Origin of the sequence: Undibacterium sp. TJN25 (assembly GCF_049339885.1) — a bacterium.
Taxonomy (GTDB): Bacteria; Pseudomonadota; Gammaproteobacteria; order Burkholderiales; family Burkholderiaceae_D; genus Undibacterium.
Map to the genome: position 1 here is coordinate 550,337 of NZ_JBMPPM010000002.1, position 13,854 is coordinate 564,190.

General features: G+C 56.7%; 12 protein-coding genes. 6 read left to right on the top strand and 6 right to left on the bottom strand.

All coding sequences use genetic code 11. The features are described from left to right. Positions 1-38: 38 nt before the first annotated feature. Complete coding sequence (locus ACO0LO_RS06210) at positions 39-926, bottom strand: LysR family transcriptional regulator (RefSeq protein WP_422963324.1); 888 nt, start codon at positions 924-926, stop codon at positions 39-41. A 130-nt stretch (positions 927-1,056) separates the two neighbouring features. Here ACO0LO_RS06210 and ACO0LO_RS06215 point away from each other — a divergent pair, with 130 nt between their 5' ends. After that, entirely contained in the window at positions 1,057-1,521 is a 465-nt protein-coding gene (locus tag ACO0LO_RS06215; protein ID WP_422963325.1) for a multidrug/biocide efflux PACE transporter, read from the top strand. 65 nt (positions 1,522-1,586) lie between these two features. On the opposite strand, the gene ACO0LO_RS06220 is transcribed toward ACO0LO_RS06215, so the two are convergent. Continuing rightward, positions 1,587-2,441, bottom strand: a complete 855-nt coding sequence (locus tag ACO0LO_RS06220; RefSeq protein ID WP_422963326.1) for an AAA family ATPase — start codon at positions 2,439-2,441, stop codon at positions 1,587-1,589. 281 nt (positions 2,442-2,722) lie between these two features. On the opposite strand from ACO0LO_RS06220, the gene ACO0LO_RS06225 reads away from it, so the two are divergent. Further along, entirely contained in the window at positions 2,723-3,046 is a 324-nt protein-coding gene (locus tag ACO0LO_RS06225; protein ID WP_422963488.1) for a c-type cytochrome, read from the top strand. A 15-nt stretch (positions 3,047-3,061) separates the two neighbouring features. After that, a complete protein-coding gene (locus ACO0LO_RS06230) occupies positions 3,062-3,409 on the top strand; it encodes a c-type cytochrome (RefSeq protein WP_422963489.1) in 348 nt (115 codons plus the stop codon). Between the two features lie 81 nt (positions 3,410-3,490). On the opposite strand, the gene ACO0LO_RS06235 is transcribed toward ACO0LO_RS06230, so the two are convergent. After that, complete coding sequence (locus ACO0LO_RS06235; RefSeq protein WP_422963327.1) at positions 3,491-3,919, bottom strand: DUF1841 family protein; 429 nt, start codon at positions 3,917-3,919, stop codon at positions 3,491-3,493. Positions 3,920-4,129: 210 nt separating this feature from the next. Here ACO0LO_RS06235 and ACO0LO_RS06240 point away from each other — a divergent pair, with 210 nt between their 5' ends. Next, the gene (locus ACO0LO_RS06240) at positions 4,130-4,711 is read left to right on the top strand and encodes a malonic semialdehyde reductase (RefSeq protein ID WP_422963328.1); all 582 of its coding nucleotides are present in this window, start codon (positions 4,130-4,132) and stop codon (positions 4,709-4,711) included. A 74-nt stretch (positions 4,712-4,785) separates the two neighbouring features. On the opposite strand, the gene nth is transcribed toward ACO0LO_RS06240, so the two are convergent. The 3 genes from nth to ACO0LO_RS06255 all read right to left on the bottom strand — a co-directional run bounded on the left by nth (position 4,786) and on the right by ACO0LO_RS06255 (position 7,533). Beyond that, positions 4,786-5,433: an endonuclease III gene (nth, locus tag ACO0LO_RS06245; RefSeq protein WP_422963329.1), complete on the bottom strand. Its 648-nt coding sequence runs from the start codon at positions 5,431-5,433 to the stop codon at positions 4,786-4,788. After that, positions 5,430-6,152 carry an electron transport complex subunit RsxB gene (gene rsxB / locus ACO0LO_RS06250; RefSeq protein WP_422963330.1) on the bottom strand — a complete coding sequence of 241 codons (723 nt, stop codon included), beginning with the start codon at positions 6,150-6,152 and terminating at the stop codon, positions 5,430-5,432. The genes nth and rsxB overlap by 4 nt, the downstream gene beginning before the upstream one ends. 145 nt (positions 6,153-6,297) lie before the next feature. Further along, on the bottom strand, positions 6,298-7,533 hold the full coding sequence (locus ACO0LO_RS06255) for a polyhydroxyalkanoate depolymerase (RefSeq protein ID WP_422963331.1): 1,236 nt from the start codon (positions 7,531-7,533) through the stop codon (positions 6,298-6,300). Between the two features lie 764 nt (positions 7,534-8,297). Between ACO0LO_RS06255 and ACO0LO_RS06260 the strand changes: the two genes are divergently transcribed. Beyond that, entirely contained in the window at positions 8,298-11,450 is a 3,153-nt protein-coding gene (locus tag ACO0LO_RS06260; RefSeq protein ID WP_422963332.1) for a transglycosylase domain-containing protein, read from the top strand. A 126-nt stretch (positions 11,451-11,576) separates the two neighbouring features. Further along, positions 11,577-13,784 (top strand): FUSC family membrane protein, encoded by a 2,208-nt coding sequence (locus tag ACO0LO_RS06265; RefSeq protein WP_422963333.1) that lies wholly within the window; start codon positions 11,577-11,579, stop codon positions 13,782-13,784. Positions 13,785-13,854 lie beyond the last annotated feature (70 nt).

Here is a 13,854-nt window from a genome sequence, read left to right on the forward strand (position 1 = left end):
AAAAGAGAGGATACGTCCTCTCTTTTTTGATTGTGGGTTTATTTGTGTTGAACGGTTTTCGCCGTGTCCACGGTCTGCACCAGCGTATCCAGCAGCCAGCTGCCCGCAGGCCCCAGGCTGCGACGGCGCGACCATACTGCATCGACCTGTACGCTTTTTGGCCATCCCATGCCTTGCAGTTCCACCAGACTGTCTGCGGCAAAGCGCTTGCGTATCCAGCTCGGCAGTTCAACCCAGCCAAAGCCTAGCTCCGCCATTTCCATCAGCAGCAGATAGCTGGAAGAAGACCAGGCCTTGCCACGCCGGCGCTGCACGGCGTCGTCCGTATAGGTATTAAGCCTGAGCTCGCGGTGCTGGTGCAGCAGCGCGGTGCTGATCCGATTTGCCGTCGCCAGTGGGTGGCGCTTGCCAACGTACAGGCCTATCGTTGAATGCTCTGCAATGGACTCAAAACCTATGTCGGGCGGATAATCCGGTTGCGCCGCTACCAGCCCCAGTTGCGCGCGTCCTTCCTGCACCAGTGCCACGACATCGGTATGTTCGGCAACCATGCATTCAAGTTCCAGATGCGGATAGCGGCGCTCAAAATCGCCCAGCACCAGCTCCAGAGGCACCTGGTAGGTATCCGATACGACTAGCGACAGATGCGACTCCAGGCCGCCGGCCAGCTGGCTCGCAGCACGCGCCATTTGGTCATTGGACTCGATGACCTGCTGTGCATGCAGCAGCATTGCCTTGCCGTGCTCGGTCAACGTGGGGCGGCGCGTGCTGCGGTCAAACAAGCTCAGGCCGAGGTCAATTTCCAGATTGGCGATGGCTTCGCTGACGGTGGATTGCTGTTTGCCGAGTTTGCGCGCAGCGGCAGAGAAAGAGCCCAGCGTTGCAGCCTCGGCAAACATGGCGAGAGATTCAATGGAAGGGCGCATCGTTGGCCACTTATGTTGTTATATTGGCTATTCATCGGTTTTGCCGATGGTAATTGATTTTAACATATCGGGGATATCGCTGAAAATGCAGGCAATCAATAGCAATGATAGAAAGACGGCAATGAAAAAAATGTCAAACACGGCATATACGGCACATATGGCCAAGAAAAGCCTGTGGGAAAGGGCGCTGCACGCAATCCTGTTTGAGGTGACGGCAATCGCCATCAGCGCACCTTTGCTGGTTGGTGTGATGGATATATCGCTGTCCGCGGCCGGTACGCTGACAATATTTGTTTCGTTGGCAGCAATGCTGTGGAATGTCGTTTTTAATATGGCCTTTGACCGCATGCTGCGCTCCATGCGCCGCGGACGCGATCTGAAAGTCAGGATCGTGCATGCGATGGCTTTTGAGCTGGGGCTGCTGCTGATGGTTGTACCCATGGCGGCGTGGTGGCTGGATATCAGCCTGCTGAATGCATTTTTGCTGGATATCGGCCTGGTCTTGTTTTTCCTGCCGTATACGCTGGTGTTTAACTGGATCTACGACGCCGCGCGGGAGGTGTTGGTAAAACGCCAGACGGCGGCATCCTCCTGAAATGGACGTAAAAAAAGCGCTGCTCAGAGGCAGCGCTTGTTGATCTTGTTGACGGGGCAGGCTGATCAGCGGTTGGTGCGCGACATGAATACCAGGCGCTCAAACAGATGTACGTCCTGCTCATTTTTCAGCAACGCGCCATGCAGGGGCGGCACGACGGTCTTGCTGTCCTTGCTGCGCAAGGCTTCTGCCGGGATATCCTCGGCCAGCAGCAGCTTGAGCCAGTCTATCAGCTCCGAGGTAGACGGCTTTTTCTTCAAGCCGGCGACATCGCGCACTTCATAAAAAGTTTGCAGCGCCTGCGCCAGCAGTTCGCTCTTCAATTTTGGGAAATGCACATCCACGATTTTCTGCATCGTGTCCTTGTCCGGGAATTTGATGTAATGGAAGAAGCAGCGGCGCAGGAAGGCATCCGGCAGTTCCTTTTCATTATTGGACGTGATGATGACCAGCGGGCGGTGTACTGCCTTCACCATCTCACGGGTTTCATACACGTAGAACTCCATGCGGTCCAGCTCACGCAGCAGGTCGTTCGGGAATTCAATGTCGGCCTTATCGATTTCATCGATCAGCAGCACGACCGGCTCATCGGCGGTAAATGCCTGCCACAGCACGCCCTTGACGATGTAGTTATGGATATCCTTGACACGCTCGTCGCCCAGTTGCGAATCGCGCAGGCGGGATACTGCATCGTATTCGTACAGGCCCTGCTGCGCCTTGGTCGTGGACTTGATATGCCATTGCAGCAGCGGCATGTTCAGTGCGGCTGCCACTTCTTCCGCCAGCATGGTCTTGCCGGTACCGGGTTCGCCTTTGATCAGCAAAGGACGTTGCAGCGTCAATGCAGCATTGACAGCCAGTTTCAGATCATCGGTCGCGACATAATTTTGTGCGCCATCAAAGCGGGGTGCCTGAGTCATAGTATGCGAGCAGAAAATAAAGTGGGCTAAAAGTTCTTCGAGTATAAGCGAGAACGGCGAATCTTGTGAACGAGTGTTCTATTTTGACGACGCAGCAGGCAAAACAGCATCTGCAGTGCAGGCATCAGGCTGGCGGCATCTGCTGTTTTTTTGCCCAAAATCCAAAGCAGTCTTGATTTTTTAAGCTGTCAAGCTGCTATTTTTCTGCAAGTTTGGGTTTAATCGGCTAGAATATTGTGTTGGATCAAATCGCTTCGTTTGCTAATTCTATCCCTGCTACTATGAAAAAATTGCTTGCACTTCTCGCTCTGGCGGGTATTGCCCAGGTCGCCACCGCGGCCGAAATCGTCGGCAACGCCAAAGCTGCTGAAAACAAAATCGCAATGTGTATCGGTTGCCACGCCATTCCAGGCTACAAGGCGACCTTTCCTGAAGTGTTCCAGGTGCCGATGATAGGCGGCCAATCCGCCAAGTACATCGAAAGCGCATTGAATGCGTATAAAAAAGGTGATCGCAAGAATCCGTCCATGCGCGGCATCGCCGGCAGCCTGAGCGACCAGGATATTGCTGACCTCGCAGCTTACTACTCACAACAACAAAAATAAGAACGGGAGCTGATGATGAAAAAAAATATCTTGTTGGCCGCATTGTTGTCCGCGACTTCTTTTGCAGCCTTTGCCGGCGGCGATGTTGATGCAGGCAAGGCAGCAGTTGCAAAATTCACCTGCGCATCCTGCCATGGCGCCGATTTCAAGACACCGATCGACCCATCCTATCCAAAGCTGGCCGGCCAGAACCAGGATTACCTGGCGCATGCGCTGAAGTCCTACCAGCGCGGTGCAGACGGCCCTAACGGTCGTGGCAACGCAATCATGGGTGCGCAAGCCAAGGCATTGAACGATAGCGATATTGAAAATATCGCAGCTTACCTGCATACACTGCCGGGCACGCTGGTACTGAAAAAATAACAGGCCCTTGCCTGAAACAAAAAGCCACGAGCGATCGTGGCTTTTTTTATTGGGCTCGCTGGAGTTAACCGCAGCAGCACACTAACTGGCCCGCCTTTTCAGCGAATCGATATAGGCCGCACCGTCCGGCGGCAAGCCTGTGCGCTGGGAGTTCCATAACATCTCGCCCAGGCACTCCATGATCTGATGGTGTGCTTCATGGTCGGAATTGAATTTCTGTGCCAGTGACTGGAATGCGGCGCGCACGCCGGGCGGCTGGTCTACCGAAATCTGTTCGGCAATCGTCAGGTGCATCGATAGATGCAGGAAGGGGTTGCTCTGGCCTGCATCCACGCTATAGGTGGCCTCCAGCGCGGCTTCCACGTCGTTCAGCGATTCGTGATATTCCGGGTGGCGGTTGATCCAGTCGGACGCGATGACTTCCATCGGCGTCAAAATTTCCCTGGCATTGGTCTTGCGGTAGGTCTCGCAAAAAAAACGGCGTACGTCGTGCTGGCTGGGGGTAAACATCACATTATCTGCAAAAGCGGTACAGCCTCTATTGTACGGTGATTTGCATACCGCTGTTCAGGGCTTGATCAGGCTATTGAGCAAGACAGGGGCTGAACAAAGCGGCAACATCAGGTATCATCCGCAGGTATCCAGTGTCCGCCACTTATCGGGGCACTGACACCCTGATCAACTCAATGGCAGCATGCCGGAATCCACCTGGAGATAGTTATGTTAAGCACCGAAAACCTGGGCACCTTGTTTACCAATGCGCGCACCCACAACGTATGGCAGGACAAGCCGGTCACCGACGCGCAACTGCACCAGATTTACGACCTGATGAAATGGGGTCCTACGTCCGCGAATACCTCGCCTGCACGTATCGTATTCGTACGCAGCGAAGCCGAAAAAGAGAAGCTGGTTGCCTGCGTAGGCCCAGGCAATGTGGACAAGACACGCTCAGCGCCGGTGACGGCAATCATCGGCATGGACATGGAGTTCTATGAAAAACTGCCGCAGCTGTTCCCGCATGCAGATGCGCGCGCATGGTTCCTCGGCAATCAGCCTATGATCGATGCGACAGCATTCCGCAACTCATCGCTGCAGGGTGCCTACTTCATCGTGGCAGCCCGCGCGGTGGGTCTGGATTGCGGTGCGATGTCGGGTTTTGATGCAGAAAAAGTCAATGCGGCCTTTTTTGCCGGCACCAAGGTCAAGGCCAATTTCCTGTGCAACCTGGGCTACGGCGACGTAGAAAAACTGTTCCCGCGTTCGCCGCGCCTGGCTTTCGACGAAGCCTGCAAGATCGTTTAATATCAGGCGGTAGCGCCGCCCCCCCCTGTGTCGGGGAGTGCGGCGCTCTGGTTTCCAGCAGTGATCGCCTTCGCTTACACGCCTTTCGGTACCGGCGTCTTGTCCTTGTACTCGCACAGATCAGCGATCATGCAGTTCCAGCATTTAGGCGTGCGCGCCAGGCAGGTGTAGCGGCCATGCAGGATCAGCCAGTGGTGGGCATCCAGCCGGTATTCCGCAGGGACTGCCTTCATCAGTTTTTCTTCCACGACGTCCACATTCTTGCCGGGCGCGATGCCGGTACGGTTCGATACGCGGAAGATATGCGTATCCACGGCAATGGTGGCTTCGCCAAAGGCCGTATTGAGCACCACGTTGGCGGTCTTCCGGCCAACACCCGGCAGGGCTTCCAGCGCTTCGCGCGTGCGCGGCACGCGGCCGCCGTGCTCGGCAATGAGGATGCGGCAGGTTTCGATAACGTTCTTGGCCTTGGTGCGGAACAAGCCTATGGTCTGGATATACGGGATCAGTCCGTCCACTCCCAGCGCATAAATGCTTTCCGGCGTATTGGCCATCGGATACAGTTTGCGCGTCGCCTTGTTGACCGATACGTCGGTTGCCTGGGCAGACAATAGCACCGCAATCAGCAGTTCAAAAGGGGTCGTATATTCCAGTTCGGTAGTGGGATGCGGATTCTGTTCCTTGAGCCGGGCAAAAATTTCCTGTCTGATGGTCGCGTTCATGATGTGTCGTTCTTGTTTTCGGGATGGTCGTTTTCCAGCTTCTTTAGCCGTGCACGCTCAATGGCAGCGGCGATGATGGCCTTCTTCCGCTGCTGCGCCTCTACCTCTTCCGGCGTCAGTGCCGGTTCCGCGGAGATGCTTTGCAGCTTGGCGGCAGCCTTGGCAGCCAGCCTGTCGTCGTTTTCCTGCTTGTCGCGTTTCAGCCTGGCTTGCCGCGCATGGAATTGCACGCGTGCCTGGTCTGCCTGCTGCTGCGACCAGGCATCCCATCCGGTTTTTCCTGGCGTTATGTCCACCATGCTGATGCAATCCACAGGGCAGGGCGCCACGCACAGGTCGCAGCCGGTGCACAGATCCGGCAGTACCGTATGCATCTGCTTGGGCGCGCCCATGATGGCGTCAACCGGGCAGGCCTGGATACATAGCGTGCAGCCTATGCAATAGGCTTCGTCGATCAGCGCAACAGGGCGCACGCGTTCATGGCCGTGGCTAATGTCCAGCGGGATTACCGGCTTACCCAGCAGTCCGGCCAGCCGGGCTACGCCTTCCTGGCCTCCCGGCGGGCATTGGTTGTAGCCGGCACTGCCGTCAGCGATTGCTTCGGCATAGGGCCTGCACGCCGGGTAGCCGCATTTGGTGCACTGTGTCTGCGGCAACAGGTTTTCCAGCTGGTCTGCCAGTGTGAGCGTTATGGGAATTGTTGGCGGGGTGAAGGACACGAGGTGATTATTGGCGGCGGCTTAAAGTGCCATTATCCCTCCAAATCACTGCTCCCACAAAGTAAAAGCCGCCGGCATCTACATGCGGGCGGCTCTTTTAAACGCTTAATCGAATTTAATCGAGTTATTCTAACTACCGAGAGACTTAAGCGTGTTCCTTGATGAACTCGGCGATTTTCGGCGCAATGACTTCGCGCCAGCGGCGGCCTGAAAAAATGCCGTAGTGGCCGCACTTCGGCGCGACGAAATCCTGTTTCATCTTGGCCGGCAGTCCACTGCACAGATCGTGTGCGGCCTGGGTCTGGCCCGCGCCGGAAATGTCATCCAGCTCACCTTCGATGGTAAACAGTGCCACGGTCTTGATATCTTGCGGACGCACCAGCTTGCCTTCCACTTTCCACGTGCCTTTCGGCAGGTCGAAGTCCTGGAACACTGTCTTGATCGTTTCCAGGTAGTAGTCGGCGGGCATGTCCAGCACCGCATTATATTCGTCGTAGAACTTGCGATGCTGTTCGGCAGACTCGTCATCGCCCTGGATCAGGTGTTCGTAAAAATCGTAGTGGCTTTGTGCATGGCGGTCCGGGTTCATTGCGACGAAGCCGGCATGCTGCAGGAAACCAGGGTAGACCTTGCGGCCGCTACCTGGATAGTTTGCCGGCACGCTATAGATCACCGTATTCTCAAACCAGGAGAATTTCTTTTCGGTTGCCAGGTTATTGACAGCGGTAGGCGATTTGCGCGGGTCTATCGGGCCGCCCATCATCGTCATCGTTTTCGGCAGCTTGGGATCTTTGTCGGTTGCCATCAACGAGATTGCCGCGAGCACAGGCACAGTCGGCTGGCACACGGAGATCACATGCACGTCGGGCCCCAGCAGGCGGATGAATTCCTGCACGTAGTAGATATAGTCATGCAGATGGAATTCGCCATCGCTAGCCGGCACCATGCGTGCATCGGTCCAGTCGGTGATAAAGACATCGTGTTGCGGCAACAGGCCGCGTACGGTATCGCGCAGCAGCGTCGAATGGTGGCCGGACAAAGGCGCGACCAGCAGCACTTTCGGCTGTTTCAGCTTGGCGACATCCTTATCGGACAATATCTTCTGGAAGTGCAACAGTCTGCAAAATGGCTTGGTCAGCGTTGTCGTTTGCGCTATTTCCACTGTCTTTTCGTTGATCGTCGTGGAAGTGATACCGAACTCAGGCTTTTCATAATCCTTGCCCAGCCTGTAGACCAGCTCGTACGCCGCTGCAATACGCTGCGAATAGGGCGTGTGCGCAAAAGGCGATACCGGATTGGTGAAGAGCTTGGACGAGGCCTCTGCCCACTGGGTCAGCGGATTCAGGAAGGCGCGGTTCAGTTCGTGTAATTGATAAAGCATGATGTTAACTTTCAGATAGGGTAGCAATCCGATTCGAATGAATGAGCCACCTTGTTGCGATGCATCATAAACCAGTTTCAGAATTTTGTCGCAAGCAGGCCTGACGACATGATGTCTTGCTGTTAAATACTGTTAATTCTTGTGGGAAATACGTAGCACGGCTAGTAAAACCATACCAGAACCTCGATTTTCTTCATGAGATCCGGCAGGCCGGCAAACGTACACGTCCAATATTGTCTGATTGTTATAGGTATCTTCGTACCCTAGGGAACTATTTTACACCGGAAATGGCAACATACCGGACTTGCTGAGTTTTGAATTTGCACTATATTGCATTTTTGCGCCGACGACCGGAAATTTTCATCTGTCCAGATGTTGAGCAGATGCTGGGAAGCGGCGGACAGTTCGATGCATGAGACGGCGGGAGAGATTGGAGACAGCCTGAGACGTGGCAGCGATTTTCAGTCGCCTGCAACTGGGCAGTTTAGCGGGCTGCTGCATACGGAGGCGGAGGCGCAGAGGGTCTGTCGTCCAGCGCCGTAAAAACATCAAAGCCGGAGATGAAACTGCGGAAGGCGAGACGCTCCGCACATCCTTAAAAGCATACCCCAATGTACTGTCTCCATGCGCCCGTCTTCTCATTTTCGCCACACTAAAATCACCCGCGCCGACTATTTTTTGTGAATGCGGTTACATGTCTCGCCGCGAGTGCATTCTTTGATACATTAGAGCCATCTCGCTGCTACCGATGAGATGTGTTTTAAGTGCATGCGCCCCCAGTCAACACCACAGAATCAGGCTCCATCATGCGTGCGCAGGGTATAAGGTCTTTCTTGTTCCGCCCCAGGATCATTGCGGTCTTCGTGGTGCTGCTGTGCTGCGCTGTAGCGGCGCTACTGCTCAGGGAAGAATTGCGCACCTCGGCGCAGCAGGCTCGCTTCTTCAACCGGATTGCGGGAGAAAGCAAATTCTCCGTCGACGCCGGCGCCAGCAAATCCATACGTTTCCCGCAAAAAGCCCCGTTTGATGAAAGACTGGGGTATTCCGACCTGCCGGGCTTTTTAAATAAATTGCAATCGCGGGAATTTGAAATATCCCGCCAGGCCAGCATCTCGCCGCGTATGGCGCAACTGGTGGACGATGGCTATTTTGCCCCTTACCAGGAGAAGGCACAGGGCGGCCTCAGCATTGTCGATTGCCACGACCAGACGCTGTTCCAGGAGCGCTATCCCAAGCGCGTATATGCCGGCTTCGACGACATAGCGCCTTTATTGATCAATACGCTGCTGTTTATTGAAAACCGTGAACTGCTGGATGGGCAGTATCCGAAACGCAACCCTGCCGTGGAATGGGACAGGCTGACACTGGCGGTGATGAACAAGGGCATGCAAGTGTTTACCGGTGATGCTCGCACGCCGGGCGGCAGTACACTGGCAACGCAGATAGAAAAATATCGCCATTCGCCTGAAGGCCGGACCGCATCGGCCAGGGAAAAGCTGCACCAGATGGTATCGGCATCTCTCAGGGCTTATCAGCATGGGGAGGATACGTCTGCTGTCAGGCGGCAGATCGTTGTGACTTACCTCAACACGATGCCTTTGTCTGCGAAGCCAGGTTTCGGCGAAGTGAATGGGCTTGGCGACGGCCTGTGGGTGTGGTACGGGCGCGAACTCGGCGATGTCAACCGTGAGCTGAAGGCGGTGACTCCGGCAGCAAAGACCGATGGCGATCTTGGCGAGCGGCCGCAGATGTACAAGCAGGCGCTGAGCCTGATGATTTCCCAGCGGCGGCCGTCTTATTACCTGGACGGCAATGAAGCCGACCTGGAGCAGCTGACCGACAGCCATCTGCGCCTGCTGGGCAGTGCCGGCATCATCGGCCCGCAGTTCCGCGATGCTGCGCTGAAGGCAAAATTGCAGCGTAACGCACACAAGCTCAATGCACCGGCGGTGTCTTTTGTGACCCGCAAGGCCGCTAATACGGTACGCAACCATCTTGCAGGCCTGCTGGGCGGCAGCCGCCTTTATGATCTGGACCGGCTGGATGTCAATGTCGCCAGCACGCTGGATGCGCCGGTGCAGGAAGCCGTCACCGGCCTGCTCAGGGAGCTGCGTGATCCGGCAAAGGCAGAGGCGGCCGGCCTCAACAGCAAGCAGTTGCTGGACCGCGGCGATCCGTCCAAGGTTGTCTATAGTTTTACGCTGTATGAGCGCGGAGAAGACCGGAACTACCTGCGGGTGCAGACCGACAACTTCGACCAGCCGCTTAATATCAACGAAGGAACCAAGCTGGACCTTGGCTCCACGGCCAAGCTGCGCACGCTGGTGACCTATCTTGACCTGATGGCGCACCTGCACGAGCATCTCGCCGGCATGGGCAAGCAAGAGTTGCGCGCGGTTGAGGTGGACAGGAAGGATGTGCTAACGCGCTGGGCCATCGAATACATTGCGGCTGCCGAAGACAAAAGCCTGAAGGCGATGCTGACAGCGGCGCTGGACCGGCGCTACTCGGCCAATCCGGGTGAGCAGTTCATGACCGGCGGCGGCATGCACCGTTTCGATAATTTCAAGCATGAGGACGATAATCAGATCATGGCCGTGCGCGACGGCCTGCGCAATTCCGTCAACCTCGTGTTCATCCGGCTCATGCGCGACATCGTCCATCACTATATGTTTCAGGTACCCGGATCGTCGGCCAGCCTGCTGCAGGATGCGGATGACCCGCGCCGGGCTGCCTACCTGTCTCGCTTTGCCGACAGGGAAGGCAAGGTATTCATCCGCCGCTTCCTGAGCAAATACCAGGGCAAGAACACGCAGGACGCGGAAGACCTGCTGCTGGACAACGTGAAGCCAGCGGCGTCGCGGCTGGCCGCCATCCTGTTCGGTATCCAGCCGGACGCCAGCCTGGCGGAGTTCAAGGCTTTCCTGAATGCGAGGCTGCCTGCCGGCACCGGGCTGGGCGACGGCAAGCTGGAGAAAATGTACACACAGTATTCGCCGCAGCAGATGTCGCTGGCGGACCGCGGTTACGTCGCCCGCGTCCATCCGCTGGAGCTGTGGCTGATCAGTTACCTGCGCACGCATCCGGATGCCACGCAGGCGCAGGTCATGCAGGCCAGCGTGCAGGAGCGGCAAGAGGTATACGCATGGCTGTTCTCTACGCACCGTAAGCATGCGCAGGACAAGCGCATCCTGGACCTGCTGGAGCAGGAGGGTTTCCTGGAAATTCACCAGCAGTGGAAGCGCCTAGGCTATCCTTTCGAATCGCTGGTGCCGTCTTATGCCTCGGCGTTGGGCGCTTCCGCCGACAGGCCGGCGGCGCTGGCCGAGCTGATGGGCATACTGGTCAATAATGGCGTGCGCAAGCCCAATATGCGTATCAAGTCCTTGCATTTCGCCGCTGCGACGCCGTATGAAACGCTGCTGCAATTCCATCCCGGCGCGCAGGAACAGGTGCTGGCGCCGGAGGTCGCGCAAGCGGCGCTGGCAACCATACGGCTGGTGGTGGAAGACGGCACGGCCAGGCGGGTCAAACAGGCTTTTGCGCGCGCTGACGGCAGTTTCATTCCGGTTGGCGGCAAAACCGGCACCGGCGACAACCGCTTCGACACCTTCGGCGCCCATGGCCAACTGATCGAGTCGCGTGTCGTCAACCGCTCCGCGACTTTTGTGTTCAACATCGACCAGCGCTTCTTCGGCACCATCATTGCCTATGTGCCGGGCGCGCAGGCGGCCGGCTACGACTTCACCAGCGCCTTGCCGGTGCAGTTGCTGAAGCTGCTCGCGCCGACGCTGATGCCGCTGGTGGACGATTCTGGCAATGCCGCGTCCATGATGCTCACCTCGTCCGCTCCATCCACCCCTGCCGAAACGGCAGCTGCTGCGCCCGTGGCAGGCAAGGGCGTGTGCCTTAATTAAGCCAGCTTTAAGCCAGCCGGCCAGGTCCCCCAATTTGCCGGCCGGGAAATACCAGGTTTTTTTCTCGCAAGCAGTGCGACTTCGTCTATACTTTTCAGCTTGTCATGCTTGAATGCTTATCCGCCTATGCACTATGCCCTAGACCTGCGCACCTTCATTTTCAGCCATTATTTTTATACCGGCTTCAGGATCGCTATCGGCGTCATCGGGTTGACCTCTCTTGTCCTTGCTTACGCCGACTTGCCGACTGCAATGACGGTGTGTATAGGCGCCTTGTGCACCAGCCTGATGGACATGCCCAGTCCGTTACGACACAAATTCAACGAAATGCTGTCCAGTGTGCTGCTATGCACGGCGGTCACGCTGATCATCAGTTTATGCGCGCCGTTCAATCTGCTGCTCAGCATCATGCTGGTGATCATCAGCTTCCTGGCCAGCATGATGGTGGTGTACGGCAAAAAAACCATGCCCCTGCAGTTTGCCGCCCTGTTCGTCATGACGCTGTCGATGGAAAACGAGCTCAGCGCCCGCGAGGCCTTCCTGCACAGCGGGCTGTTCCTGGCCGGCGGCCTATCCTATATGACTTATTCGATGGTGGTGTCCTGGTTCCTGCGCAACCGCATCAGGCAGCAGATCCTGGCGGAAGCCTTGTTTGAACTGACCCGGTACATCGATATCAAGGCCGGTTTCTACGACACCAGCACCGACCTGAACGAACAGTTCAACCTGGCGGTACGGCAGCAGATCCTGCTGGCCGACAAGCAGCAGGCGTCGCGCGACCTGCTGCTGCGCGGCAAGCAGAGCGAGCAGGACAGCGTGCTGGTGCAGGTACATTTTCGGATGCTCGATTTGTATGAGCTGGTGCTGGCCACACATACGGATTACGTTGTGCTGCGGCGCTATCTGGCAGATACCGATGTGCTGGATCTGCTGCACCAGATGGTGGACAAGGCAGCGCGCGATATCGAATCGGTTGCCTATTCGATCACTCGCAAGCGTGCGTCGTATAGTGAAATCAGCTACCGTGAAGATATGGAGGCGATCGAAAAGAGCGTTGTCCGGCTGGAGCAGGATAGCCGCGACGGCAAACTGCCGGAAGAAGCGCTGACGGCGCTACGCTCGTCGCTCAACAAGCTACGCGATGTCGTCGACATGATAGGGCAACTGCACCTTGCAACGCAGGCGCCTGCGGCGCCTATGCCGATGCTGCCCGATGCCGACATGACGCCGTTCCTGACCCAGCAGCGGTATGCACTCGGCGTGATGCTGTCCAACATGAGCTGGACGTCGCCTACATTCCGCTTCTCGATCAGGGTGGCGCTGGCGATTACGGTCGGTCTGCTGATTGCCGATCATTTACCCTATGCTGCCCATGGATACTGGATAGTGCTGACCATCGTCATCATTTTGAAGCCCAGTTTCAGCATGACCAAACAGCGGCGTAGCGACCGCCTGATAGGCACCGTCATAGGCTGTGTTGTTACATCGGTGATCCTGCATTTTGTGCATGCGCCGGTTTTGCTGCTGGGTTTCCTGTTTCTGGCGACTGCTGCGGTACCGGCTTTTCTTTACATCAAATACCGCTATGCGGCGGTGGCTGCGACGATGCAGATCCTGCTGCAGATCAACCTGCTGGTGCCCACCAATGCGCATGTCGTCAGCGAAAGGCTGACCGATACGCTGATTGGCGCCATTATCGCGACATTATTCAGTTTCGTGCTGCCCAGCTGGGAATACCGCGCGTTGCCGCAACTGGTCAAGAACGTGCTGGCGGACAATCAGCGCTACATCATTGCCGCCCGCGACCTGCTGCAAGCCAGGATTACCGATGACTTTGTCTACCGCATCAGCCGCAAGCGCCTGATGGACAGTCTGGCGGGCTTGAGTTCTGCGCTGGTGCGCATGCTGGATGAGCCTGAAAGCAAGCGCAGGGCAGTGGAGGATATCAACCTGTTCGTTGTGCAGAATTACCTTGTGATTGCGCACGTGGCGTCGCTGCGGCTGCTGCTGCGCCGCCACGTGCGCGGCCAGCCCTCCACGTATGTCAATAGCATGCTGGAAGATATCTGTGCCAGGGTATGGGACAATCTGGCCCGTGCGCAGCAGAGGTGGGATGCCATCATGCCGTCCAAGGTATCGGCGGTGGAGTCCAAGGTGGAGGGGACTTTTGACGTGGATTACGAACTGGATCCGGCCAATCCCGAGCCCGGCGTGCAGGCATGGTCCGGCTGGCGCCTGCTGCAACGGCGCAGCAAGCTGATTGCCGAGGACGCCAACAAGATCGTCATACACAGCACCGCTATTGCGCATAATCTGGTCAACGTGGAAGACTAGTTTGTCGCCAGGCGTTTGATGAACCGGCAGGCGTTGCCGGCCCCATAAACAAAAAGGCATCGCGGTTGCC

Excerpts from the sequence above, each read along its gene's own strand:
- ACO0LO_RS06210 (WP_422963324.1), bottom strand. The coding sequence starts at position 926 with ATGCGCCCTTCCATTGAATCTCTCGCCATGTTTGCCGAGGCTGCAACG.
- ACO0LO_RS06215 (WP_422963325.1), top strand. The coding sequence starts at position 1,057 with ATGTCAAACACGGCATATACGGCACATATGGCCAAGAAAAGCCTGTGG.
- ACO0LO_RS06220 (WP_422963326.1), bottom strand. The coding sequence starts at position 2,441 with ATGACTCAGGCACCCCGCTTTGATGGCGCACAAAATTATGTCGCGACC.
- ACO0LO_RS06225 (WP_422963488.1), top strand. The coding sequence starts at position 2,723 with ATGAAAAAATTGCTTGCACTTCTCGCTCTGGCGGGTATTGCCCAGGTC.
- ACO0LO_RS06230 (WP_422963489.1), top strand. The coding sequence starts at position 3,062 with ATGAAAAAAAATATCTTGTTGGCCGCATTGTTGTCCGCGACTTCTTTT.
- ACO0LO_RS06235 (WP_422963327.1), bottom strand. The coding sequence starts at position 3,919 with ATGTTTACCCCCAGCCAGCACGACGTACGCCGTTTTTTTTGCGAGACC.
- ACO0LO_RS06240 (WP_422963328.1), top strand. The coding sequence starts at position 4,130 with ATGTTAAGCACCGAAAACCTGGGCACCTTGTTTACCAATGCGCGCACC.
- nth (WP_422963329.1), bottom strand. The coding sequence starts at position 5,433 with ATGAACGCGACCATCAGACAGGAAATTTTTGCCCGGCTCAAGGAACAG.
- ACO0LO_RS06255 (WP_422963331.1), bottom strand. The coding sequence starts at position 7,533 with ATGCTTTATCAATTACACGAACTGAACCGCGCCTTCCTGAATCCGCTG.
- ACO0LO_RS06265 (WP_422963333.1), top strand. The coding sequence starts at position 11,577 with ATGCACTATGCCCTAGACCTGCGCACCTTCATTTTCAGCCATTATTTT.